23 protein-coding genes are annotated in these 26,337 nt (G+C 39.3%); 2 read left to right on the top strand and 21 right to left on the bottom strand.

Features of this window, described 5'->3' with window-relative positions:
* Positions 1 to 173: 173 nt before the first annotated feature.
* From DK857_RS18480 to asnC, 17 genes are all read right to left on the bottom strand, one after another.
* The gene (locus DK857_RS18480) at positions 174 to 1,580 is read right to left on the bottom strand and encodes a YfcC family protein (protein WP_109394511.1); all 1,407 of its coding nucleotides are present in this window, start codon (positions 1,578 to 1,580) and stop codon (positions 174 to 176) included.
* Positions 1,581 to 1,589: 9 nt separating this feature from the next.
* Entirely contained in the window at positions 1,590 to 2,723 is a 1,134-nt protein-coding gene (locus tag DK857_RS18475) for a M20 family metallopeptidase (RefSeq protein WP_109394513.1), read from the bottom strand.
* An 813-nt stretch (positions 2,724 to 3,536) separates the two neighbouring features.
* Entirely contained in the window at positions 3,537 to 5,363 is a 1,827-nt protein-coding gene (gene glmS / locus DK857_RS18470; RefSeq protein WP_109394515.1) for a glutamine--fructose-6-phosphate transaminase (isomerizing), read from the bottom strand.
* A gap of 160 nt (positions 5,364 to 5,523) precedes the next feature.
* Positions 5,524 to 6,897: a bifunctional UDP-N-acetylglucosamine diphosphorylase/glucosamine-1-phosphate N-acetyltransferase GlmU gene (glmU, locus tag DK857_RS18465; protein ID WP_098941544.1), complete on the bottom strand. Its 1,374-nt coding sequence runs from the start codon at positions 6,895 to 6,897 to the stop codon at positions 5,524 to 5,526.
* A 152-nt stretch (positions 6,898 to 7,049) separates the two neighbouring features.
* Positions 7,050 to 7,466, bottom strand: coding sequence for a F0F1 ATP synthase subunit epsilon (locus tag DK857_RS18460; protein WP_006534340.1), 417 nt, complete (start codon positions 7,464 to 7,466; stop codon positions 7,050 to 7,052).
* A 21-nt stretch (positions 7,467 to 7,487) separates the two neighbouring features.
* Entirely contained in the window at positions 7,488 to 8,870 is a 1,383-nt protein-coding gene (atpD, locus tag DK857_RS18455; protein ID WP_023583323.1) for a F0F1 ATP synthase subunit beta, read from the bottom strand.
* A gap of 34 nt (positions 8,871 to 8,904) precedes the next feature.
* Positions 8,905 to 9,768: a F0F1 ATP synthase subunit gamma gene (gene atpG, locus DK857_RS18450; RefSeq protein ID WP_109394519.1), complete on the bottom strand. Its 864-nt coding sequence runs from the start codon at positions 9,766 to 9,768 to the stop codon at positions 8,905 to 8,907.
* 58 nt (positions 9,769 to 9,826) lie between these two features.
* Complete coding sequence (gene atpA / locus DK857_RS18445; protein ID WP_006534343.1) at positions 9,827 to 11,368, bottom strand: F0F1 ATP synthase subunit alpha; 1,542 nt, start codon at positions 11,366 to 11,368, stop codon at positions 9,827 to 9,829.
* A gap of 14 nt (positions 11,369 to 11,382) precedes the next feature.
* The gene (gene atpH / locus DK857_RS18440) at positions 11,383 to 11,916 is read right to left on the bottom strand and encodes a F0F1 ATP synthase subunit delta (RefSeq protein ID WP_006534344.1); all 534 of its coding nucleotides are present in this window, start codon (positions 11,914 to 11,916) and stop codon (positions 11,383 to 11,385) included.
* A 12-nt stretch (positions 11,917 to 11,928) separates the two neighbouring features.
* A complete protein-coding gene (gene atpF / locus DK857_RS18435) occupies positions 11,929 to 12,399 on the bottom strand; it encodes a F0F1 ATP synthase subunit B (RefSeq protein WP_036914499.1) in 471 nt (156 codons plus the stop codon).
* A gap of 61 nt (positions 12,400 to 12,460) precedes the next feature.
* Complete coding sequence (gene atpE / locus DK857_RS18430; RefSeq protein ID WP_004246596.1) at positions 12,461 to 12,700, bottom strand: F0F1 ATP synthase subunit C; 240 nt, start codon at positions 12,698 to 12,700, stop codon at positions 12,461 to 12,463.
* A gap of 45 nt (positions 12,701 to 12,745) precedes the next feature.
* Positions 12,746 to 13,570: a F0F1 ATP synthase subunit A gene (gene atpB, locus DK857_RS18425; RefSeq protein ID WP_023583322.1), complete on the bottom strand. Its 825-nt coding sequence runs from the start codon at positions 13,568 to 13,570 to the stop codon at positions 12,746 to 12,748.
* Between the two features lie 31 nt (positions 13,571 to 13,601).
* Complete coding sequence (gene atpI / locus DK857_RS18420; RefSeq protein WP_098941545.1) at positions 13,602 to 13,979, bottom strand: F0F1 ATP synthase subunit I; 378 nt, start codon at positions 13,977 to 13,979, stop codon at positions 13,602 to 13,604.
* A gap of 613 nt (positions 13,980 to 14,592) precedes the next feature.
* Positions 14,593 to 15,219: a 16S rRNA (guanine(527)-N(7))-methyltransferase RsmG gene (gene rsmG, locus DK857_RS18415; RefSeq protein ID WP_109394523.1), complete on the bottom strand. Its 627-nt coding sequence runs from the start codon at positions 15,217 to 15,219 to the stop codon at positions 14,593 to 14,595.
* Complete coding sequence (mnmG, locus tag DK857_RS18410; RefSeq protein ID WP_109394525.1) at positions 15,216 to 17,114, bottom strand: tRNA uridine-5-carboxymethylaminomethyl(34) synthesis enzyme MnmG; 1,899 nt, start codon at positions 17,112 to 17,114, stop codon at positions 15,216 to 15,218. The genes rsmG and mnmG overlap by 4 nt, the downstream gene beginning before the upstream one ends.
* Positions 17,115 to 17,491: 377 nt before the next feature.
* Positions 17,492 to 17,932: an FMN-binding protein MioC gene (gene mioC / locus DK857_RS18405; protein ID WP_075673970.1), complete on the bottom strand. Its 441-nt coding sequence runs from the start codon at positions 17,930 to 17,932 to the stop codon at positions 17,492 to 17,494.
* A gap of 100 nt (positions 17,933 to 18,032) precedes the next feature.
* Entirely contained in the window at positions 18,033 to 18,494 is a 462-nt protein-coding gene (gene asnC, locus DK857_RS18400) for a transcriptional regulator AsnC (protein WP_023583317.1), read from the bottom strand.
* 159 nt (positions 18,495 to 18,653) lie between these two features.
* Between asnC and asnA the strand changes: the two genes are divergently transcribed.
* Positions 18,654 to 19,646, top strand: coding sequence for an aspartate--ammonia ligase (asnA, locus tag DK857_RS18395; RefSeq protein WP_109394529.1), 993 nt, complete (start codon positions 18,654 to 18,656; stop codon positions 19,644 to 19,646).
* Here asnA and viaA read toward each other — a convergent pair whose 3' ends face one another.
* A complete protein-coding gene (gene viaA, locus DK857_RS18390; protein ID WP_109394531.1) occupies positions 19,647 to 21,104 on the bottom strand; it encodes an ATPase RavA stimulator ViaA in 1,458 nt (485 codons plus the stop codon). It lies immediately after the preceding gene.
* Between the two features lie 7 nt (positions 21,105 to 21,111).
* The gene (ravA, locus tag DK857_RS18385) at positions 21,112 to 22,611 is read right to left on the bottom strand and encodes an ATPase RavA (protein WP_109402948.1); all 1,500 of its coding nucleotides are present in this window, start codon (positions 22,609 to 22,611) and stop codon (positions 21,112 to 21,114) included.
* A 281-nt stretch (positions 22,612 to 22,892) separates the two neighbouring features.
* Here ravA and rbsK point away from each other — a divergent pair, with 281 nt between their 5' ends.
* Complete coding sequence (gene rbsK / locus DK857_RS18380; RefSeq protein ID WP_109394535.1) at positions 22,893 to 23,822, top strand: ribokinase; 930 nt, start codon at positions 22,893 to 22,895, stop codon at positions 23,820 to 23,822.
* Between the two features lie 65 nt (positions 23,823 to 23,887).
* Here rbsK and mdtD read toward each other — a convergent pair whose 3' ends face one another.
* Positions 23,888 to 25,282 carry a multidrug transporter subunit MdtD gene (gene mdtD, locus DK857_RS18375; RefSeq protein WP_109394537.1) on the bottom strand — a complete coding sequence of 465 codons (1,395 nt, stop codon included), beginning with the start codon at positions 25,280 to 25,282 and terminating at the stop codon, positions 23,888 to 23,890.
* An 82-nt stretch (positions 25,283 to 25,364) separates the two neighbouring features.
* On the bottom strand, positions 25,365 to 26,051 hold the full coding sequence (locus DK857_RS18370) for a FadR/GntR family transcriptional regulator (protein ID WP_109402947.1): 687 nt from the start codon (positions 26,049 to 26,051) through the stop codon (positions 25,365 to 25,367).
* Positions 26,052 to 26,337 lie beyond the last annotated feature (286 nt).

The following is a 26,337-nucleotide window of genomic DNA, read 5'->3' as shown; positions in this document are numbered from 1 at the left end:
GAACATCTATATCGTAACGGAAAGGTGTTTTTCTTGGTATAACCCTTGAACGCCACCTGCAAAGCAGGTGGTTTTATGTTTAAGACGCTAGCGCGACTTAAACTGGCTAAAGCCATAATTAAAAAAATAGCCGCTTACTATATGCGGCTATTTTAATTTTCTTATTTTATAAATCAGACAGGGCCATAGCTAATAGCGGTTGCGATACCAATTGCTGCCATACCAATCACCGTCCAAATGATCAATATTGGGAAAACAAATTTAACCCAACGAGTCCAAGGCACTTTACCCACTGCCAATACTGCCATTAATACGCCAGATGTTGGTGTAATAATGTTAGTAAATCCATCACCTAACTTAAGGATCAAAACACCAGTTTGGCGAGTGAGATCCAATATATCTAAGATAGGTACCATAATTGGCATCACAATAGAAGCTTGTCCAGTTCCTGATGTTACTAATAAATTGAATAATAAATTAAAGAAATAAAGTAACTGCGCTCCCCAAAAATGAGAGGTTTGCTGTAATGGAACGAGTGTGGCTTGAACAATAGAATCCAGCACACGACCTTCATCTAAAATAACAATCACAGCTCTAGCAATACCGACGACTAATGCACCATAAACTAAGGATTGAGCGCCTTTCATAAAAGTTTTTATGTAGTCATTAGGGCCAATTTTAAACATCGCCGCAACCACAACACTCATCATAATAAAGATGGCAGATAAGTGCTCAATTCCCCATTTATATTCAAATGCACCGTATAAAAACAATCCAATAAATGCAATAAAGACCACAAGACTCAATTTCTGCATTAAAGAGAAAGTACCATCCACGGTTTGATCTTTGTTAGCATCATAATCAGGATCATCTGTTGCTAGTCCATACATATAACTTTTAGCTGGATTATTCGCGATACGTCTTGCATACCAAACAATATAAGCAATAGTGACCACAATCAGAACTGAGAATAATACAATTCTAAAAATCACACCTGAAAATAAAGGCACTTCAGCTAAGGTTTGTGCTGTACCTAAAATAGTAGGATCTAAAACACCGACTGCATTTCCTGCATAATATCCTAGGTAAACAACAGCAACTCCCGTTATGGCATCTAATTTCATCGAACGTGAAAGGGCTATTCCTATTGGAATAAAAGCAATCACCGCATTTGCAGCCAATCCTAATGATGAAAGCATTCCAAATATAAACGCAACGGTAATAATCAGTGCTTGGTAATTACCTTTTGTTTTGACAATTAACGCATTGATCCCTGAATCAATAGCGCGAGTTCTATCATAAATAGCAATTGCACCACCAATCATAAAGATCAGAAAAATAATACTCGCTGACTGCTTTAATCCTACAGGAATAGCATAAAAAACATCCATTAATGAAGCTGGATTTTGGTCAACATAACCAAAACTACCTGGTACAACACGATTTAGCCCATTTACTGTTTCGCGTTCATAAGTTCCTGCTGGGATTAAATAAGTCGCAATAGCTGCTAAGATAACGATGCCAAAAATAATAATAAAAGCATCAGGCATAGCCCACTTTATTTTTTTATTCTTATCCATACATTCACCTTATTGAGACAAGCGCTTTAAAATATTGGCAAATAGCACCGTTCTTTCAGTTAATGAAGGCAAATCAATATATTCCTTATCGCTGTGTTGATATCCCCCAATAGGGCCTAAGCCATCTACACTAGGAGTGCCAACACCCGCGGTAAATGAAGCATCAGAACCACCACCAGTTGAAATATCTTCAATATCAAGACCAAGCAGATGAGCTTGCTCTTTGATCATGTCAATTAATGCACCACTTTCAGGAGTTTTGACCATAGGAGGGCGATTAATACCGCCATTAAGTGTAAGCTTAATTCCTTCTAATACAGGTTTGCTGCATACTTCTCTTACAAGTTTATCAATTTCAACACCTTGCTCATCGGTTGAAATACGAACGTCAATCTCAGCACGTGCATTAGGTGCGACGGTATTAACTGATGTACCACCAGAAATCAATCCTACGTTGACAGAAAGGCCGTCATCATGACGAGAAAGTGCGTGTAATGCTTGGATTTTATAAGAGAGCTCTTGAATAGCGCTAATTCCCGCTTCTGGTGCAATACCAGAGTGAGATGCTTTACCTTCAATTAAAAGCTCATAAGTTCCCACACCTCGACGCGCACTCACAATCGCTCCATTAGCACGAGCAGGCTCCATCACTAAGGCATAGGATTTATTCTTGGCATACTGTTCAATTAGACCACGAGAAGTTTTTGAGCCAATTTCTTCATCACAATTCAGGAAAATTTCAACATTTTTATAAGCACTATTGCCTGATTGTATCAATGCATTGATCGCGTAATAAGTCAGAACGTGACTGGCTTTCATATCAATAACGCCAGGGCCGTAAGCACGAGTACCTTCGATACTAAATGGACGCTCTGCCACTGTTCCTTTAGGGAAAACTGTATCAAGATGAGCAGCAATGAAAATTTGTGGATCTTTAGCTTCTTTATGCACTAAACGGTAGTTATTCCCTAATTTGTCATTTTTAAAAATTTCAACAACAAAACCGAGTTTTTCATAACGTTGGATAAGTAAATTAGCAACAGCATCAACGCCTTCTTTATCATAAGAGCCACTTTCTGTGTTCACTAATTCTTTTAAAAATTCAACCATTTCATTGTATTGTGAATTAATTGTGTTTTGCATTTCTCTTACCTCTTGTAATTATAATTTGCAGTTTTTCTTAGCTTACTTTTGAGCTTTATTTCTCCTGAAAGAACTCGCTTATAAACTGCAATAAAACGCTAAGTAACAATCATTAGCATTAATTTTTAATTTTCATTGGTTGTTAATAAATAAAACAACCTTAAACTTTACATATATTTAATATGATTGCATCTATTTTTTAAAATCATAATAACAATTAATTAAACAACCCATAAATACAATTTAAAGAAATATATTTTTAAATAAGAGATCAGAGGAGATAAGAGAGTTAACCTGAACATTGCTTGACTGTTTTAATAAGAAATTAGAAAAATAAAACCAAATAAAACGTAAAAAAATCTCATTTAAAATCAAATTAATATAGATAAAATAAAATACCGATATAATAAAAGATCAAATAAAACACAGAATGCCTATAAAAATAAAAAACATAATTATCAATATAAACAGTACATTACAATATTTACTGTAACTATTTTTTAAATTATAAAATATAATTTATTTTTATTATTAAATATTTTATTCCTAGAAAAGATAAATAAATGTTCTTATTGAATAAGAGGATTTATTTAGTTATTTTTTCTTTAAGTTAAGCGAACCTCATTAATCATTATTAACGATTATTATTATTGACGTTGTTGCTAATGAGCAGCATTAGCCTTATTTAATAAATTTTATTTATATCTAAAGACCTGGATATATGATAAATATAATAAAAAACCCAGTGTATCTGTTAAGATCTCACTGGGTTCAAGTATAAATAACAATAAATTATTTATAAAAAGCTAATTTTTATTCAACCGTAACCGATTTTGCTAAGTTACGAGGTTGATCTACGTCTGTGCCTTTAATTAAAGCAACATGATAAGACAACAACTGTAATGGTACGGTATAGAAAATAGGTGCGATAAGTTCTTCAACGTGAGGCAGTGAAATTAACTTCATCGTTTCGTTTTCTTCAAAGCCTGCATCTTGATCAGCAAACACATACAGTAAACCACCACGAGCCCGAACTTCTTCGATATTAGATTTTAATTTCTCTAATAATTCATTGTTTGGAGCAATGATGATAACCGGCATATCTGCATCAATTAATGCTAATGGACCATGTTTTAATTCACCAGCAGCATACGCTTCTGCATGAATATAAGAGATCTCTTTTAGCTTTAATGCACCTTCTACTGCAATCGGGTATTGATCACCACGACCTAAGAATAAAGCATGACTTTTTTCTGAGAAGTCTTCAGCTAACGCTTCAATCACTTTATCTTTCGATAACATGCTTTCAATGCGGCTTGGCAATGCATGTAATGCTGTTGAAACTTCCTGTTCTAATGTCGCGACACCTTTAATTCGTCCCATATATGCCACCAGCATTAATAGAACGGTTAACTGTGTTGTAAATGCTTTGGTTGATGCAACACCAATTTCAGCACCCGCTTTAGTCATTAAAACAAATTCAGACTCACGAACTAAAGAAGAGCCAGCAACGTTACAAATTGCTAAAGAAGATAAATAACCTAGCTCTTTAGATAAACGTAAAGCAGCTAATGTATCTGCTGTTTCACCTGATTGAGATAATGTGATCAGTAAGCTATTACGGCGAGTTGCTGGTTTGCGGTAGCGATATTCTGATGCAATTTCAACATCACAAGGAATACCTGCTAAAGATTCAAACCAATAACGAGAAACCATACCTGCGTTATAAGAAGTCCCGCAAGCTACAATTTGAATATGTTCAACTTTAGATAAGATCTCTTCAGCTTTAGGCCCTAACTCACTGAGATCGATAGTTTCTGATTTTAAACGACCTTCAAGGGTGTTTTTAATCGCAAGAGGTTGTTCATAGATCTCTTTTTGCATGTAGTGACGGTAAACACCTTTATCACCCGCATCGTATTGAACATTTGATTCAATCGTATCACGATTAACTTCATTGCCATTCACATCAAAAACATGAACGTGGCGACGAGTAATTTCAACAATATCCCCTTCTTCAAGGTAGATAAAGCGGCGGGTAACAGGTAATAGAGCCAATTGGTCAGAAGCAAGGAAGTTTTCACCTACCCCAAGACCTACCACCAGCGGACTACCAGAACGAGCTGCCACTAATAACTCAGGTGTACGGCTATCCATAATAACGGTACCGTAAGCACCACGTAATTGAGGAATAACGCGTTGTACAACTTCACGTAATGTACCACCTTGACGCTGTTCCCAGTTAACAAGGTGAGCAATTACTTCAGTGTCAGTTTGAGAGGCAAACTGATACCCTTTTTTAATTAATTCTGCTTTCAGTTCTTGGTAGTTTTCGATAATGCCATTATGTACAACCGCAATCGTACCTGATACATGAGGATGCGCATTATCTTCACAAGGTTCACCATGTGTTGCCCAACGTGTATGAGCAATACCTGTACCACCAATCACTTGTGTCTTTTCTGCTTCATCAGCCAACATTTGCACTTTGCCAGCTTCACGCAGACGTGTCATTTTACAGTCATTATCCACAACCGCTAAACCCGCAGAATCATAACCGCGGTATTCTAAACGACGTAAGCCTTCAATTAAGATTTCAGCGATATCGCGTTGTGCAACTGCACCTACTATTCCACACATTGTGTTATTCCTAAAACTGTGCGTTTATTCGCACTTGGATGTCTTATACCTGATTGGCTTATTCCCCAAGCCATTGTAGAAAGCGGGGATATTTTTTTGTTTTTAGAATAATAGCGTACAAGAAAAGGGCGCTAATTAAATATACGCCCTTATCTTAAAATTATTGTTTTTTCTTCACTGGACGTTTCCATCCACTGATATGAGTTTGCTTAACTCGACTGATCACTAATTCGTTTTCATTCACGTTTTTAGTGAGTGTTGTTCCCGCACCAATTGTTGCTCCATTAGCAACAGTCACTGGTGCCACTAATTGGGTATCTGAGCCAATAAAGACATCATCACCAATAACTGTTTTGAATTTATTCGCACCATCGTAGTTACAAGTAATAGTACCTGCACCAATATTAACATTAGCGCCTACTTCAGTATCACCTAAGTAAGTTAGATGGCCGGCTTTAGAGCCAACTCCTAAACTTGCTTTTTTCATCTCAACAAAGTTACCAACATGAGCTTTATCCGCTAATTCACTACCAGGGCGAAGACGTGCAAAAGGCCCAACAGTACACTCTTGTGCTAAGTTTGCATCCTCGATCACCGTATATGGGCTAATAATCGAGTTATCACCAATCACACAGTTTTTCAGGACACAACCTGTACCAATTTCAACGTTATTCCCTAAAGTCACATCACCTTCAATGATAACGTTAGTATCAATCACGACATCTTTACCGTGAGTTAATGTGCCACGTAAATCAAAGCGCGCCGGATCAAGCAACATAACGCCTTCTAATAATAAACGTTCTGCTTGTTCTGTTTGGTAAATACGTTCTAATGCAGCCAGTTGTAAACGGTTATTCACGCCTTCCATTTCACTATGACGACGAGGGTGAGCCGTTTCAATTTTACGGCCTTCTTTATACGCTAATGCGATAATGTCAGTAATGTAATACTCTTTTTGTGCATTGTTATTATTGAGTTTACCTAACCAACGTTTTAAATCACCACCATTCGCTACTAAAATACCCGTATTGATTTCAGTAATTTTGAGTTGTTCTTCAGAAGCATCTTTTTGCTCGATAATGCCAGTCACTTCGCCATTTTCACGAACAATACGGCCATAGCCCGTTGGGTTATCTAAAATAACCGTTAATAAGCCAATACCGCCTTCTGGTTTTACTTCAATTAAACGTTCTAACGTTTCTTTGGTGATAAGTGGAACATCACCATAAAGCATCAGGATATCTTCATCATCAGCAAAGAAAGGCGCAGCTTGTTGCATTGCGTGACCTGTTCCTAGTTGCTCTGCTTGTAGTACCCAATTAACAGGTTGTGAACCTAATTTTTCTTTCATTAGTTCACCACCGTGCCCATAGACAAGGTGTGTTTGTTGAGCACCTAATGACTTGGCAGTATCAATCACATGTTGCACCATGGATTTACCCGCAAGTTTATGAAGAACTTTAGGTAACTGTGAATACATGCGGGTGCCTTTTCCCGCAGCAAGAATAACAACGCTTTTAGCTGAATTAGACATAATTAACCCGATAACTCCCGTAAAGAATGGCAAGTAAACCTGTTTATGCCAAATAATACTACATATTTCGTCACACAAAATATTTCATGACGCAAAAAAGCCAGTTAGCTAAGAACCAACTGGCTTTTTTATTCATAGACTGCCTATTTACATCAACGTCGAGTCAATTCGATTACACGTAGTTTTGCAATCGCTTTGGCTAATTCTGCTGATGCTTGAGCATAATCAACATCACCATGAGAGGATTGAATGTGTTCTTCAGCTTTACGCTTAGATTCCAACGCTTTCGCTTCATCCAAATCACGACCACGGATAGCTGTATCTGCCAGTACAATGACGCCTGTCGGCTGAACTTCGAGAATACCACCTGAAAGGTAGATAACCTCTTCTTCGCCCGATGTTTTTACGACACGTACCATGCCCGGTTTTATGGCAGTTAATAACGGGGTATGCTGCGGATAAATACCGAGCTCACCTTCGCTACCAGTTACCTGAATTCGTTTGACTTCGCCGTCATATAACTGCTTTTCAGCGCTGACAACTTTCAGGTGGAACGATGTATCGGCCATATCAACCTCCCGTCAGCCGTATTAAAGCTTCTTAGCTTTTTCTACTGCTTCTTCGATAGTACCAACCATGTAGAACGCCTGCTCTGGCAGGTGGTCATAATCACCGTTCAGAATACCTTTAAAGCCACGGATAGTGTCTTTCAGGGAAACGAACTTACCTGGTGAACCGGTAAATACTTCAGCAACGAAGAATGGCTGAGATAGGAAGCGCTGGATCTTACGCGCACGCGCAACAACCAGTTTATCTTCTTCTGACAGTTCATCCATACCTAAGATAGCGATGATGTCTTTCAGTTCCTGATAACGTTGCAGGATAGACTGAACACCACGAGCAACATCATAGTGCTCTTGGCCAACTACCAGTGGGTCTAACTGACGACTGGTTGAATCCAGCGGGTCAACCGCAGGGTAGATACCTAATGAAGCAATTTGACGGCTCAGTACAACTGTCGCATCTAAGTGAGCAAACGTTGTTGCTGGTGATGGGTCAGTTAAGTCATCCGCAGGTACATATACAGCCTGTACAGAGGTGATTGAACCTGTTTTGGTTGAAGTGATACGTTCTTGCAGAACACCCATCTCTTCAGCCAATGTTGGCTGGTAACCTACCGCTGATGGCATACGACCTAACAGTGCTGATACTTCAGTACCTGCTAAGGTGTAACGATAGATGTTATCGACGAATAACAGTACGTCACGGCCTTCATCACGGAATTTTTCAGCCATAGTCAGACCAGTCAGTGCTACACGCAGACGGTTTCCTGGTGGCTCATTCATCTGACCATAAACTAACGATACTTTGTCAAGAACGTTAGAATCTGTCATTTCATGATAGAAGTCGTTACCCTCACGAGTACGCTCACCAACACCGGCAAATACAGAATAACCTGAGTGCTCGATCGCAATGTTACGGATCAATTCCATCATGTTAACTGTTTTACCAACACCCGCACCACCGAACAGACCTACTTTACCACCTTTAGCAAACGGACAGATTAAGTCCATTACTTTGATACCGGTTTCAAGCAGTTCTTGTGAGTTTGATAACTCTTCGTAGGTAGGTGCTTCACGGTGGATAGACCAACGCTCTTCAGTTGCAATATCACCTTTCATATCGATAGGTGTACCCAGAACGTTCATGATACGTCCCAGTGTTGCTTTACCTACTGGTACTTCAATTGGGTGGCCCAAGTTTTCAACTTTTAAGCCACGGCTTAAACCGTCTGATGTACCCATTGCGATACAACGAACGATACCACCGCCTAACTGTTGCTGAACTTCCAGCACCAGTTTTTCTTTACCATTCATAACCTCAAGAGCGTCGTATACTTTAGGGACGCTATCCTGAGGGAACTCGGCGTCCACTACGGCGCCGATTACCTGGACAATCTTTCCAGTAGCCATCTTGAATCCTCTACGTAATTCGTAAACCTAGCTGTTATACCGCGGCTGCACCAGACACAATTTCTGTAAGTTCCTGAGTAATGCTTGCTTGGCGTGCTTTGTTGTACACCAATTGCAGTTCTTTAATCAGGTTACCACCGTTATCTGTAGCGGCTTTCATCGCGACCATTCGGGCGGCCTGCTCACTCGCTAAGTTCTCTACGACGCTCTGGTAAACTTGCGATTCGATATAACGACGCAGTAAAGTATCCAGTAACGCCTTAGGATCAGGTTCGTACAGATAATCCCAAGATTTTTCTTTCAGCTCTTCATCATCACCTGGTGGTAATGGTAAAACCTGAAGAATTTTAGGCTCTTGAGCCATGGTATTGATGAACTTATTTGCCACCACATACAGTTTATCTAAACGACCTTCGTCATAAGCCTGCAACATGATATTGACTGGACCGATAAGGTCTGACAGTTTTGGATCATCACCCATACCAGTTACTTGACCAACAACATTCCCGCCAACAGAGCCAAAGAATGAAGTGGCTTTAGAACCGATTAGTGCTAAATCTACCTGCACACCTTTTTCAGACCACTCCTTCATGTCTGCCAGCAGTTTTTTGAACAAGTTAATGTTCAAACCACCACACAAACCACGGTCGGTCGAAACAACCAGGTACCCGACACGTTTAACTTCACGCTCTTCGAGGTATGGATGTTTGTATTCCAGATTCCCTAACGCAAGGTGACCAATCACACTGCGCATGGTTTCTGCATAAGGACGGCTGGCTGCCATGCGTTCCTGCGTTTTACGCATTTTCGACGCGGCGACCATCTCCATCGCTTTAGTGATCTTCTGTGTGTTTTGCACACTGGCGATCTTCGAACGTATCTCTTTTGCGCCGGCCATTTCTGCTTCTCCTCATGAACCAGACGGCCTAATGTTTAACTATTAGGCCGAATAGTTATTACCAGGACTGAGTCGCTTTGAAGTTTTCTAGCACGCCTTTCAGCTTCGCTTCGATTTCTTCGTTATAAGTACCAGTCTGGTTGATTTCTTTCAATAAATCAGCATGTTCACGAGAGGCATAAGCTAATAAAGCCGCTTCAAATGGCACAACTTTTGAAATTTCAACATCTTCCAGATAACCACGTTCTGCTGCAAACAGTGATAAAGACTGTTGTGCGACAGACATTGGTTCGTACTGTTTCTGTTTCAGCAATTCAGTCACTTTCTGACCGTGGTTCAATTGTTTACGGGTAGCATCGTCCAGATCTGAAGCGAACTGTGAGAATGCTGCCAGCTCACGATACTGCGCAAGTGCAGTACGGATACCACCAGAAAGTTTCTTCATGATCTTAGTCTGAGCTGCACCACCAACACGAGATACGGAGATCCCTGGGTTAACAGCTGGACGGATACCTGCGTTAAACAGGTTAGATTCTAAGAAGATCTGACCATCGGTAATAGAGATTACGTTCGTAGGAACGAATGCAGAAACGTCCCCTGCTTGCGTTTCGATAATTGGTAACGCAGTCAGAGAGCCGGTTTTGCCTTTAACTTCACCATTAGTGAAAGCTTCTACATACTCAGCATTAACGCGAGCAGCACGCTCCAGTAAACGGGAGTGCAGATAGAAAACGTCACCAGGGTATGCTTCACGTCCAGGTGGACGACGAAGTAACAGTGAAATTTGACGGTATGCGACAGCCTGTTTAGACAGGTCATCATAAATAATCAGGGCATCTTCACCACGGTCACGGAAGTATTCACCCATTGCGCAACCTGAATAAGGAGCTAGGTATTGCAGCGCTGCAGATTCTGATGCAGAAGCAACAACAACAATGGTGTTTTCTAACGCGCCATGTTCTTCTAATTTACGAACAACGTTCGAAATAGTAGAGGCTTTCTGACCGATAGCGACATAGATACATTTAATGCCAGAGTCACGTTGGTTGATGATCGCATCGACAGCCAGAGCAGTTTTACCTGTTTGACGGTCACCGATGATCAATTCACGCTGACCACGACCGATTGGGATCATGGCATCGACGGATTTGTAACCTGTTTGTACAGGCTGATCAACTGATTGACGGTCGATAACACCAGGAGCAATCATCTCAACAGGTGAGAATCCATCATGCTCTACTGCACCTTTACCATCAATCGGCTCACCCAGTGTGTTTACCACACGGCCAAGCAGACCACGCCCTACAGGTACTTCCAGAATACGACCTGTACATTTAACTTTCATGCCTTCTGCTAAGTCAGCATAAGGACCCATCACAACCGCACCAACAGAGTCGCGCTCTAAGTTCAGTGCGATAGCGAAACGGTTACCCGGCAGTGCGATCATCTCACCCTGCATAACTTCGGCTAAACCGTGGATACGAATGATACCGTCACTAACGGATACAATCGTACCTTCATTGTGAGCTTCACTCACTACATTGAACTGAGCAATGCGCTGCTTGATCAGTTCGCTGATTTCAGTGGAATTCAGTTGCATATGCTCCAGTCCCCTTAAGACTGCAAGACGTCCGTTAATCGCTCTAAACGGCCACGAATACTGCCATCGATGACGAGGTCACCGGCGCGTATAATCATGCCTGCGATAACAGACTTATCAATTTTGCAATTCAGCTTCACTTTGCGTGATAGACGTTTTTCCATCGCTGCAGAAATGTTAGCTAGCTGCTGTTTAGTTAGCTCAATGGCAGAAGTTACTTCAACGTCAACCGTTGACTCTAGTACTGCGCGCAATTGAATAAATTGGCTCAATACTTCAGGCAACGTTGATAAACGGCCATTATCAGCCATAACACGAATTAAATTCTGAGCATGACCATCTAATTGTTCGCCACAAAGGTCAACAAAGATGTCAGCCAGTTTTTCTGATGCTAAAGAACCAGAAAGTAATTCGGTTACCTGCTCATTGCGTGCTACTTCAGCGGTGAACGCCAGCATAACCTGCCATTTATCGACAGCCTGGTTTTCCACAGCAAAGTCAAAAGCTGCTTTGGCGTAGGGGCGAGCTACCGTTGCTATTTCAGACATGCCCCTCCCTCCTTACAGTTCAGCGACCAGTTTATCAACGATGTCGCTATTAGCAGCTTCATCCACGGAACGTTCAATAATTTTCTCGGCACCTGCGATAGCCAGCATTGCGACTTGTTTACGAAGTTCTTCACGAGCACGTTTACGCTCTGCATCCAATTCGGATTGAGCTTGTGCAACGATCTTACTACGTTCTTGCTCTGCTTCTGCTTTAGCATCTTCAATCATTTGAGTGCGTTGTTTATTCGCGGATTCAATGATTGCTTGAGCTTCTGCTTTTGCTTTCGCTAGCTGATCGCCTGCATCGGCTTTCGCTAAATCTAAGTCCTTTTTAGCACGTTCTGCAGATGATAAACCGTCAGCAATTTCTTTTTGACGTTTTTCAATGGCCGCCATAATTGGTGGCCATACGAATTTCATACAGAACAAAACAAACAGGACAAATGCGACGGCCTGGCCGAGGATTGTTGCATTTAAATTCACAGCACAATACCTCTTTCTTGGTTATTAACTAACTTGATGCTTTTACTGCTCATTGCCATCATTAGGCAACAGCAAACATCACGTAAAGGCCCAGACCCACAGCAATCATTGGGATGGCGTCAACCAGACCCATAACGATAAAGAACTGTGTACGCAGAAGAGGGATCAGATCAGGCTGGCGAGCAGCACCTTCTAAAAATTTGCCTCCGAGGATTCCGATACCGATTGCAGCACCGATTGCAGCTAAACCCATCATAATAGCGGCAGCCATGTACAGCAGATCCATACTCAGGTTTTCCATGACAGTCTCCAGTTTGTTTCAGTTATTTCTTCAAAGAGTTAATAATTAATGTTCTTCAGATGCCATCGACAGATAGACAATCGTTAGAACCATGAAAATAAATGCTTGTAACGTAATAATCAGTATGTGGAATATTGCCCAAGGAAGGCTTAATAACCACTGTGACCACCACGGTAACAGACCAGCAATAAGAATAAAGATCAGTTCACCTGCATACATGTTACCAAACAGTCGAAGACCGAGGGAAACAGGTTTTGATAGCAGGCTTACCCCTTCCAAGATTAAGTTGATAGGAATAAAAATTGGGTGATTAAAAGGCTGTAAAGTCAGCTCTTTTGTAAACCCTTTTATGCCTTTCATCTTAATGCTATAGAAAAGGATCAGGATAAATACACCAATTGCCATCGATAGAGTAATACTCACGTCCGCAGTCGGAACGATGCGTAACGCTGGTAACCCTAAGATGTGTTCACCGATATAAGGGATGAAGTCGATTGGTAATAAATCCAGGGCATTCATTAACAGCACCCAAACGAACACAGTCAATGCCAAAGGTGCAATGACCTTGCTCTTTCCGTGATACATATCACGGACGCTGCTATCAACGAAACCGATGATCATTTCTACTGCAGTCTGGAATTTTCCCGGTACGCCACTGGTTGCTCTTACTGCTACTTTTCTAAACAGCCATAGGAATAATGCTCCCATCAATACTGAAAAGAAAAGTGAGTCAATATTTAACACCCAGAATGATGGCGCATTTTCAGCATGGGGATTGACCAACTCGAAAGTACGCAGGTCCAACTGAAGGTTATTCAGGTGGTGACCTATGTAGTCTCTAGTGGTTAATGCTTCTCCTGATGCAGACATGATGCCAATTACCCTTTTGTTGTTAAAAACGCTAACCGTTAATGACGGCTGGTGCAACGACCTGCATAACAAGCACCGCTAAGTAGGTCATGACCAGTGGTGCAAATGCCGCTTTAAACACTCCTAAAGCAACAATCAGCAAGGCTATTGATAATATAACCTTCAACCCTTCACTGAAAGCAAAAAGCCAGTTTATGCGAACTGGAGCTTCTTCTTCGTTGACTTTTTGTAAGCGCATTAACAAAAGAAAAGCAATATTGGGTAACCAACATGCCAATCCGCCTAAAAAAGCCGAAAAACTCCAGTCAGTACTCTTTAAGTAGAAACTCGCACTGAGAATAACAAAAGTCATAAACTGCAAAAATAACAGTTTCAGTGCAACTTTCCCGTTGTAGAGGGAGACAGACATGACGTTTGTATTCTCCAGACTAGCTATCGTAAAAGGTATTACTGAATGATGTATCAAACTGTCTTTGCTATAAAGTGTCAAGTGACAAAAACGAGCAAATTATACGGGGCGTGGCAATGAATTCAATCAATAAGTAGCGAAAAAGTGAAGATTAATTTAAATTTCTTACCAAGGTTCCATTTATGAAAAATGATTAAGGACAAAAAGAGTAAAAATAATAGTACTGAATAAAATAAATAGCGTGATATATGTCACATATATAAAAGTATAAATAAAGCTTATTTCATAAAATATATAACAGAGTTAACAAATAAACTCCCTTTTATGAACAATTTAGTGGCAATTGAAAAATAATTAGCCAATTTTCAATTAAATAAATTCAATATTTTTATAATGCACAGAATTATTAATTTATTTTGGAAATAAAAAGAGAAAAACTAAGGTTACAAAGAGAATTGAAGTAAAAGATAACAAATTGTTAAATTATTGTTTTATTAAGGTGATTTTTAATGTTCCTCATAAATCCCCATAAAACAAATGGCGATAACATTGTAAATATTATCGCCAGAGCACAAAAAATGAAAAAAGGATCAGTGAAGCTCAATATTTTTGATTAAATAATCACCAAATGTCTTTGTTCATTCAATTCAGGTATCGATAAGCTAATCACTTTCTCAGGCATTTTTAATCCATTTTCAGTAAGTTCATCTAACTCTTCTTGATGAATTTGTCCTTTCAATGCATAAAAACGACCATGTTCTTCAGTCACTAAATGAGAGCACCAAGAGAGCATATCGTTCATAGAGGCAAATGCTCGACTGATAACACCATCAAAAGGTTTCTCTGTTTGGTATTCTTCAACACGGTATTGAACTGGCTCAATATTATTAAGTCCTAGTTCGTGCTGAACTTGCTTCATAAAGCGAACGCGTTTACCTAAGCTATCCAATAACACAAAGTGGTGATCGGGACGCATTATCGCCAATGGAATACCTGGCAATCCAGGTCCAGTTCCCACATCAATAAATCTTTCACCTTCAAGATATTGGCTCACAACAATGCTATCCAAGATATGACGGATAAGCATTTGCTGTGGATCTCTTACAGATGTGAGATTGTAGGCTTTATTCCATTTATCAAGCATCGCAACATAACCCGTAAGTTTTTCAGCTTGAATATCGGTAAGCTCAATGTTGGCTTGCTTAGCCAGCTTTTTTAGCCGATTAAGTAAGTCACTCATGATGCGCTCCTGCGTAATAGACCCTGTTTTTTTAACCAAACTAATAAAATGGAAATAGCAGCAGGTGTAACTCCTGAGATCCGCGATGCTTGTCCGATCGATGTTGGTTTGTGATCGTTAAGTTTTGCAATAACTTCGTTAGATAATCCGCTAACTTGTTTATAGTCCAGATCAATCGGTAACGCAGCATTTTCGTTGCGTAGTTGCTTTTCGATCTCTTCTTGCTGGCGACTAATGTAGCCTTCGTACTTAACTTGGATCTCAACTTGTTCAGCTGCTTGCGGTTTTGAATCATCAATACCCGGTGCAAAACGAGTAATATTCTTCAGTATGTCGTAAGTCATTTCAGGGCGACGTAATAAATCTTCACCATTAGCTTCTTTGGATAATGGTGTATTTAGTAATTCATTGATTTCTGAAAGATTATCAGCTTGTGGATGAACCCAAATATTTCTTAAACGTTGACGTTCTTTTTCAACAAGCTCAACTTTTTCACTAAATTGTGCCCAACGGTTGTCATCAACCATGCCTAATTCACGACCAATTTCGGTTAGACGTAAATCAGCATTATCTTCACGTAACATCAAGCGATATTCAGCACGTGAAGTAAACATGCGGTATGGCTCTTTTGTACCAAGAGTACATAGATCATCAACTAATACACCTATGTATGCTTGATCACGACGAGGGAACCAACCTTCTTGATCGAAGGCATAACGTGCCGCGTTAAGCCCTGCAAGCATGCCTTGAGCAGCGGCTTCTTCATAACCCGTTGTACCGTTAATTTGGCCAGCAAAGAATAACCCGTTAATAAACTTGCTTTCTAGGGTTTGTTTTAGATCTCTAGGATCGAAGAAGTCATATTCAATAGCATAACCAGGTCTAATGATCTTCGCATTTTCCATACCTTTCATGGAATTTACGATTTGCATTTGAACATCAAAAGGTAAGCTTGTTGAAATACCATTTGGGTAAATTTCGTTACTTGTTAAACCTTCAGGCTCTAAAAAGATCTGATGTGAATTACGATCAGCAAATCTCATCACTTTATCTTCAATAGATGGGCAATAACGAGGCCCTATTCCTTCGATGACGCCAGCGTACATTGGGCTACGATCGAGGTTATTACGAATAACTTCGTGCGTTTTTTCGTTTGTGTATGTGATATGGCAAGGCATTTGTTCAGGATGCTGATCCACATTTCCTAAAAACGAGAAAACAGGCATTGGAGTATCACCCAACTGAACAGCTAATTGGCTAAAATCGATAGTTCTAGCATCAATACGGGGTGGTGTACCTGTTTTTAAACGACCTACACGTAGTGGTAATTCGCGTAGTCTGTGTGATAACGAAACTGAAGGTGGATCACCTGCTCGACCACCACTGTAATTTTCTAAACCAATATGGATTTTACCATCTAGGAAAGTACCAACGGTTAGAACAACAGATTTAGCACGGAATTTTAAGCCCATGCGAGTGACAGCACCTGTCACTTGGTCGTTTTCAACAATGAGATCTTCAACAGGTTGTTGGAAGATCATTAAATTAGGTTGATTTTCAAGAGTAGTACGAACAGCTTGGCGGTAAAGAACACGGTCAGCTTGCGCTCTTGTTGCTCTTACAGCTGGGCCCTTACTTGCGTTAAGGGTTCTGAATTGGATCCCTGCATGGTCAATAGCGGTTGCCATTAATCCACCCATGGCATCGATCTCTTTTACCAGATGCCCTTTACCAATCCCACCAATAGCTGGGTTACAAGACATTTGGCCCAAAGTATCAATATTGTGGGTCAGTAATAGGGTTTGACGCCCCATACGAGCTGCGGCCATAGCGGCTTCTGTACCGGCGTGACCACCACCGATGACAATGACGTCAAAGTGTTCTGGATAAAACATGTGTGAACCTTAAATGTTACGAATGCTGAATGTGTTGCATTGGGAAAACGAATTCTACTCAACTTTTTGACAGATACAAGCGAGCAGATCCGCAGGTAATTATTTAAAGATCTTTTTATTTAAAGATCTCTTTATTAGATCTTTTATTAAGGAAGCGATCCTCTGTGGATAAGTGGATTTTCTATTTAAAGATCATAAAAGTGTAAAGGATCATATACTGTGAATGATCCGTGATCTATCTGCTGATAAGCTGGGATCAAAATGACGACTTATGCACAGGTCATTTATTGATATAGCCTTATACAATGGATAACTACGGGTTAACCCCTGCTTTTAAGCAGAGTTATCCACATTCGTTTGCTGTTTTTTTGTGCAATTTAAAGTAAATTTTTCCAAGAAGCTATCCATTCTTCTGCTGGATCTTCCGGAATGTCGTACTTTTGAATATCAATTTCGAGACGATCGCCAAGGCGAGTTGCCCCTTTTTCCACCAATTTTTGATCCAATGTTCTGATCGCACCGCAGAAAGTATCATATTCACTACTTCCTATGCCGATCGCACCAAAGGTGATATTACTAAGATCAACGGAATCAGCAGATATCTCATTAGCAAAAGGCAGTAGGTTGTCAGGAATATCACCCGCACCATGCGTTGATGTGACCACCAGCCAGATCCCTTCATTTGGAAGATCATTAAGAGAAGGCCCATGGTGCAGATCTGTCTCAAATCCTTCATCAGATAAGATCTCTGCAAGGTGTTCTGCGACATATTCAGCACTACCCATGGTACTGCCACTAATAAGAGTGACTTTTTTCATTAATGATCTCCTTGTGTTCAAGACGCGCTATTGTACGCTGTGAATCACTTGGGATCTACCTGTGGATAATGTGGTTATAAAAAAAAATAAGAATTTACCCTTATGGCTTGATCGTCCTTATTATCGGGTTTTGCAGTGAGATCAGGGTTTCTGTTGATTGAATTTCATCGATTGTCTGAATTTTGTTGATAAGTACGTCTTGTAAGGCTTCTATACTTTTACACATAACCTTAGTAAAAATACTGTATTGCCCTGTTGTGTAGTACACCTCTACAACTTCATCTAACTTGTCTAGTTTATCTAATGCTGTGTGATAGTCTTTTGCACTCTTAAGAATAATTCCAATAAAGCAGCAGACATCAAAACCGAGTTGCTTTTCACTAATATCAACTCGAGTTCCTGTAATAATTCCCGCTTGCTTCATTTTCTCAACTCGAACATGAATTGTGCCTGGGCTAACTTCGAATTTTTTGGCTAATTCAGCGTAAGGTGTTCTCGCATTCGCCATTAATGCGTGAAGTATGTCACGATCGAGATTATCGATCTGATAAATATTGTCCATAAATCCCCTCTGTTTTTAACGATAATACATTTTTATAGCGTTATTTTTAACGATTTAAAACAAGCAAGGCTATTTTTAATGAAGTATATTGAATTTAGTACCCATTTTGTTGCTTAATCTATATCAGCAAAACACGACATCACCACTAGGGATACAAAAATGGAAAAATCATTCATTCAGACTCAACAGCAAATTAGCTTTGTTAAATCTTATTTTTCACGACTGCTGGAAAAAGAATTAGGACTGATTGAAGTTCAAGGACCGATCTTAAGTCGCCTTGGTGATGGAACTCAAGATAACTTATCAGGCCATGAGAAGGCAGTACAAGTTAAAGTCAAATCTTTACCAGATTCTACTTTTGAGGTTGTCCATTCATTAGCTAAATGGAAACGTAAAACATTAGGTCGTTTTGGATTTAGTTCTGGGCAAGGTCTTTATACTCATATGAAAGCTTTGCGACCAGACGAAGATCGCTTAACTCAAATCCACTCAGTTTATGTTGATCAGTGGGATTGGGAAAAAGTGATGGAAGATAAAGAGCGTACAGTTCCTTATCTTAAACAGACAGTGGGTAAAATTTATCAGGCAATAAAAGAAACTGAAAAAGCCGTCAGCGAAGAATTTGGTCTGGTACCGTTCCTGCCAGATCAAATTCAATTTATCCACACTGAAGAGTTATTGCGTCGTTATCCTGACCTTGATGCTAAAGGTCGTGAAAAAGCAATTGCCAAAGAATGTGGCGCCGTTTTCTTAATTGGTATTGGCGGTAAGCTTTCTAGTGGTGAAGCTCATGACGTGAGAGCTCCTGATTATGATGACTGGACGACACCAAACGAAGATGGATTTGAAGGTTTAAACGGTGACATTCTTGTCTGGAACCCTGTTCTACAAGATGCGTTTGAATTGTCATCAATGGGTATCCGTGTCGATCCTGAAACATTAATGCGTCAGTTAACATTAACAGATGATACTAAGCGTCTTGAGCTGGATTGGCACAAAGCATTAATGCATGGTGATATGCCTCAAACTATCGGTGGTGGTATCGGCCAATCTCGTTTAGTGATGTTACTGCTACAAAAAGAGCACATTGGGCAAGTACAATGCGGCGTGTGGGAAAAAGACACCCGTTTAGCTTTTGCCGATATGCTGTAATTATTGGCGCCAGCGTCGAAGTAAACGACTTTTTAATCCAGTATCAAAACGCCATATATGGTCAAAGATTTTCATGATGCTGGGTTTACCGTAATTGGATAGGGTAACCGCATGGAAGCGATTGTGCTGTTGCTGTTGGCTTTTTTTGATTTTGTTGATTAGGTTTTCGGGTAACCTTTGGGCGACAAAGTCAGAAATAACAACAGCATCAGCATCTTTCCATGCTGGGCTATTGAGTTTTTCTGCGACATTATCTAGACAAGCACTTAAATCTGTCCCCCCTCTAAATGACTGATTCAAAAACTTGATAAGCTCTTGCAGGCCATTAGACGATGACAATTGGTAATGTACAGTTTCAGTGGAAAATAACATCACATGGCATGAACGATTATCAGCTAGCGCTATTTTCATCAATGCTAATCCAAAAGCTTTAGCACACTGTTCGTTAAATCCCCCCATTGAACCTGATGTATCAATACATACAATAAAAGGCCCTCTCGGTCTTTCTTCATCATGATGATGAGTTACTGGACGCAATACAGTACGCTCTTGCCAATTATCCCCTTGTAACCGATAAGTATTGAGCTGCTTTTCCACCAGCTTTCGATAAAATTCATATTCTATTTCATTAATACCTAACAAGGCGAGTTCGGCAGGAAGTAAGCGCAAGATATCATCACTGAGCCCTATTCCATTGACTTGCTCTGGTGTTGTATCGGGTGCTTTCTCAACAATAGTCACTGGTTCAAAAATCACACTCTCTTCAGGAAGTGATTTGGCTGTTTTGCTACGGCCAAGCAAACTTGCGAGTTTATGTAATTCAGGTTGTTGATCGAGAAAGTCGCTATAACGTTGAATAATTTTCTCATCGAAAGGTGTTTTTGTTAAAACGCCTTTGCTCATATCCCATAAACGTCCTGCTGCACGCTCATTTTCTGAGAATGTATTACTTAAGCTTCCACTTAACGCTAAACGTTCTTGTAGTTCTGCAAGGAGTTGCTCTTGTTCTTGGTCAAATAGCGCTTTGTGTAATGCTGTGACTTGGAAAATTAAACTTATCCGCCAGTGTTGAATAAACAAAGCTTGTTGGGCTGGTGAAAAAGGCTTATTGGTTTTAATTAGTTGTGATGCTTCTTCAATAAAAGAAGAGTCTAGTTTGTTTAATTCAGCCAGTATTTGCTCTACTTGCTGATTAAATATGGCGTTACCTAATGACTGAGTTTGTTGATAAAGGGCAAACTCATCAGCAATCATGGTAGGTACTAAGGTTTCTTTTACTCTTTGCTGTAAGCTTTTTTTCCATTGGTGGATATCTTTAAGTAAGGCTTTTTTGAGCTTTGGGTGTTTTTCAAAAAATACCGCTAATTGAGGTGATGCAAGTATAGCAATAATGACTTCCTCAATAAGCTGCCCTTCATTTATGGCTAAAAGCATATCTAATGTTGAAAGTGTCAGCATAATATCATTACTTTATTTGGCTTTTTAATTGCGATAATTTTTCATTAAGCTGAACAAAGCTTTGTTCGATGGAAATAAGGCTATCATTATCAATAAATAAATTTGGTTGATGATGATTAAATTTTTCCTGCTCACCATAAATTTCTTGAGTCAGATCTTTTAATTTATCTAGCCACTCTTTGTTATTTTCAATAGGAGCGGCAGGCGCAGTCTCTTTTTGTTGATAAAGAGATGTTGTTCGACGACTAACATCTAAAATTTCTAATACACCATCTTGACGTATTTGCGCATTAATTGATTGTGGGAAACCAATGCCATTTAAACGCGCTAATAATTCATTCCCTTTAGCTAAAAAGTTTTCTAATGCTTTTTGCTCGATAGTAATAAAGTTAACTTGAATACTATGGATATGTAGAGGGATATGTAAAAACAACGTGAATTTATCAGCCTGCATTTTTTCTGATAGGCTAAAATGTGCATTTCGTCCAAACATTCCACTTTGTTTTTCAAAACGAAAGGCCTGTTGCTCTTGTTTACTTCTTGTTGATTGCATCCACTCAGCCCATAAACTTTCTGTTTTTCTAATCAACTCTAGCTGGTGGTAGGCTTGTTCTGTTAAAAGGCTTTGTAATAACTTATCTAATAATGCAAATGATGCTTGGTCATGCCACAGGCAATCTTTTAATAAAATAAGATCTAATGGTGAAATAGCACAACGGCCATTAAAAAAAGCACTGGCTTGTAAAAGGCGTACCGCTTTTTTCCAACGTCTATCTGAAACATAAGGTGCTGCATCACTTTTATCTAAAGACTCACGAAGTTGATAAATTAAATCAAATAAGTGGTCATCTAAAGTGACCTTTTCTAATTCTGATTGCCAACGTGAGAACTCTTCTGCGGTAATTTGGATATGTTCTGGAATATGAAAAGAGCTTACATCTTTATTAATGAGTAGTGCACGAAAGTTTTTCTTATCCTGAACTTTGGTTAGCCAAATGCGGATAAGCATTCGGTCATATAGTGCTTCAAGACTACTGTCTGAATCAGGTAGCTCATTAGAGGCTGAGACTAATAAACGCATTGGAATAGCAACTTCAGCTTCTCCATTTCTAAATTTACGCTCATTAATCGCCGTTAATAATGTATTAAGAATAGCGGGCCCTGCTTTCCATATTTCATCAAGAAAGACAACCTCAGCATCAGGTAGATATCCCTCGACCAAACGCTGATATTTACCTTCATCTTTTAAAGCTTGAATAGATAAAGGGCCAAAAATTTCTTCAGGGGTTGAAAAACGCGTCATTAGGTATTCAAAAGCTTTAGCCTCTTTAAAGGCTTCTTTCATTCTTCTGGCTATTAAACTTTTAGCAATACCCGGAGGGCCAAGTAAGAAAACACTCTCACCACTCAGTGCTGCAAGTAGACAAAGACGGATAGCTGACTGTCGCTCATAAAGCCCAGTTTCAAGATATTGGCTAAGTTGTGATATCCGCTCTGCAAGTTGCATAAACACTCCTAATAATGGGTACTTATTTTCGTCATCACCCTGAAAATATCAGAAAAGGATCGCTGACATATAGTCAAACATTCTATTAGCACACAAATTGTTTATAACAAAAATCGATTCAGCTTCCTACTGCTTATTTTTGGTTCTTTTTTGTTTTACTAGCGAAACGTTTCGATGGTGATCACGTTTTTTCATTAATGTTGCTGAGATGATCGGTTTAAAATATTGAATGTCATTTATGTGATACATCTAGAATTTATTACTGAGAGTAAGGAAAAATCATGGAAGCGAAGAAACTTGTGATTTTAGGTAGTGTTAATGCTGATCATATTCTTAATGTTGCCCATTTTCCGCTTCCTGGTGAAACTATTTCAGGTAACCAATTTCAAATGGTATTTGGCGGTAAAGGTGCTAATCAGGCGGTCGCCGCTGGGCGTTGTGGTGCGAATATTTCATTTCTTGCTTGTTTAGGAAACGATGATATTGGTAAAAAAGCCAAAGCTCAATTAATGACGGATAACATTGATACCAAGAGCATTGAGTTAATTGATGACGTAGCAACAGGTGTCGCGCTGATTTTTGTTAATCAGCAGGGTGAAAATGTCATCGGTATTCATGCTGGTGCTAATGGACGATTAGATACAAGTTATGTTCAGCTCCATGGGAATATAATAAAAGAAGCTGATGCTCTATTAATGCAATTAGAATCACCACTTGATTCTGTTTTGAAAGCCGCGGAAATCGCTAAACAAGAAAATGTGCAAGTAATATTAAATCCAGCACCAGCTCAGGCATTACCTGATGAGCTGTTATCACTTGTCGATATTATTACTCCAAACGAAACAGAGACTGAATATCTGACTGGAATTAAAGTTATCGATGATGAAAGTGCTCAACAAGCAGCGGATGTTTTACATAATAAAGGTATTAAAACGGTTCTTATTACATTAGGAAGCCGTGGAGTTTGGGTGAGTGAGCAAAATAATAAAGGTTGTATCGTTCCTGCATTTAAAGTGAAAGCAGTAGATACCATCGCAGCAGGTGATACATTTAATGGCGCGTTAATCACTGCTTTATTAGAAGGGCAATCTATGATGTCAGCGATTAAGTTTGCTCATGCCGCGGCTGCTATTGCTGTCACTCGAGCAGGAGCTCAACCATCAGTACCTTGGCGTCATGAAGTGGATACTTTTTTAGCTTCATCCTTATAGGGTGTTTCTTCTATATATAAAGAAAAAGAGAGCATAGGCTCTCTTTTTTAGTTTAAATAAAGCTATCAGGCCTTTTTCTTTTTATTAGTTAAATTATCGCCATCATGTTTATCAAGGAGTAAGAATACAAAGGAAGACAGCAATGTAATGATACCAACAGTAATAAAAGTATAATGGAAGTTATCAACCGTAGTGCCCACATTCTCTGTATCAAAATATCCTAAAATAGATGCACTCACTGCAATACCAAAACTAATTGCCAATTGTTGGGTGACAGCCAAAACACTATTTCCTGAACTTGCATTATTGTCTGTTAAATCAGCCAATGAAATTGTATTCATTGATGTAAATTGTATAGACATGACCACCCCTAATAAAAAGAGTGGAATGACAAGATAGTAAATAGACATATCCGGTGATTGAAGTGAGAACTGAGCTATCATCAAACCAATAATAATTGTGATAGCAAAGAGTGTTCGGCGATAGCTAAATTTTACTAAGATCTTTGTGACAAATGATTTTGCTAAAATAGAACCTAAAGCCATTGGTGCCATCATCATACCGGAAATTATTGCAGGGTAACCAAAACCCACTTGCAACATAAGTGGCATTAAGAAAGGAATACACCCAGTTCCTAATCTTGTTGCAATATTTCCTGCAATACCGACAGAGAATGTGCGTGTTTTAAATATATTGAGAGGGATTAGTGGTTGCTGGTGGCGTCTTGCATGATTGACGTATAACCCAAGTAAAGAAAATCCACCTAAAATAATGGCAATAGGAATATAGCGAGAGATATTTTTATCACCAAAAAGATCAAGACTGACAGAAAGCATGACTAAGCCAAAACCAAAGAAAATAAAGCCAAGTAAATCAAACTTTCGTTTTGGCATAGTGAAATTAGGCATATGCTTGATGGCATAGAAAATACCTAATAGGCCAATAGGAATATTTATAATAAATATCCAATGCCAAGAGGCATAAGTAACCAATATCCCTCCTAAAAGAGGTCCAGCTATGGGGCCTACTAATCCTGGCATTGTGACAAAGTTGAGAATGGGCAGTAATTCGCTGCGTGGATAAGCTCTTAATAAAGCAAGGCGTGCAACCGGCATCATCATTGCGCCACCTATACCTTGTATAATTCGTGAAATAACAAGAAAAGTGAGGTTAGGAGAAAGTGCACATAATAAAGAGCCACCAGAAAATAAAGAAACCGCAATAATAAAAATTTTACGCGTTCCAAATCTATCGGCTAACCATCCACTGACAGGGATTAATAATGCAACAGTTAAGGTATAGCTGATAACAGCCGATTGCATCGCGAGAGGAGAATGATTAAGACTTTTTGCTATGTCTGGTAATGCCGTATTAAGAATGGTTGCATCGAGAGCCTGCATAAAAAAAGCCATTGCAGCAATCCAAGGCAACCCAGACATATTTTTGGCGGATTTCAACATGAAGCATATACCGTCTTTGTTCTATATTTTGATTATCGCTTCATTATAAACAGAAAACCTACAAAATTTGTATTAAAACTATTCAATCACTGGTTAATAATACTAAACAGAGATCACGCGCCTTATTTCCATCTTTATCAATAATTGCCTGAACAATTTGGTTATGTGTTTCCGGTTGAACTGTTTCATTACCCACAATAAGATCAAAATACTTTTTATAAGCAGAAAGAAATAATGAGCCAAAAGAGGCAAAGAACGGATTGCCACTTGCTTGATAAATGAGATAGTGAAATTGAGTATCGATATCTAGCCAATGTTGTCTGTCAAAATTCTCATCAAGTAACTGCATTTCTCTGCCAAATAAAACAAGAGACTGTTTTTGGCTTTCAGTTGCATTAAATGCGGCTAAATAACAGGCTTGAGGTTCTATTGCTAAACGAACGTGATGGAAATAATGGCTGACTTTATTAAATTCGCCACTGTCTATCCACCAATTAAGAAGATCATTATCTAATAGATTCCAATTTTGCATTGGAGTGACACGAGTACCTATTCTTGGACGAGGTAAAAGCATTCCTTTAGCAGCAAGCATTTTTATTGCTTCTCTAATAACAGTCCTGCTGACAGAGAGCAATTCTGCTAATTCTATTTCTCCTGGTAACAAAGATTCAGGTTCATAGTGACCAGAAAGAATTTGTTTACCTAATTTTTCAGCAACTATATAAGAAAGATTTTTTTGAGAAGCTGAACGTTGTTCGCTAAATTGCATAATAAAGGTTACCTATACCATAATTTGTCTTCTATCTTACGTGAGTCAGCTAGAGAAAGCTGTTCGGATTTCACGCTATCAGCATAAAATTAGAGCGTTTTTCTTTATTTTGTTGAAAAAAAAAGCGAACAGAAAAAAAGTTGAAATAAATACTTGCGCTAATCCGAGAACTCCCTATAATGCGCATCCACTGACCGACGATGAGCTGACAACAGCCACGAAGGACAGCGAAGAGAAAAGAAAAAAGTTTGAAAAAACTCTTGACTCTTCAGAGGAATAACGTAAT

Source organism: Proteus terrae, assembly GCF_003144325.1.
In the GTDB taxonomy this organism is placed as follows: domain Bacteria; phylum Pseudomonadota; class Gammaproteobacteria; order Enterobacterales; family Enterobacteriaceae; genus Proteus; species Proteus terrae.
The sequence above is the reverse complement of the archived record's forward strand: the minus strand, read 5'-3'. Positions and strand labels throughout refer to the sequence as shown.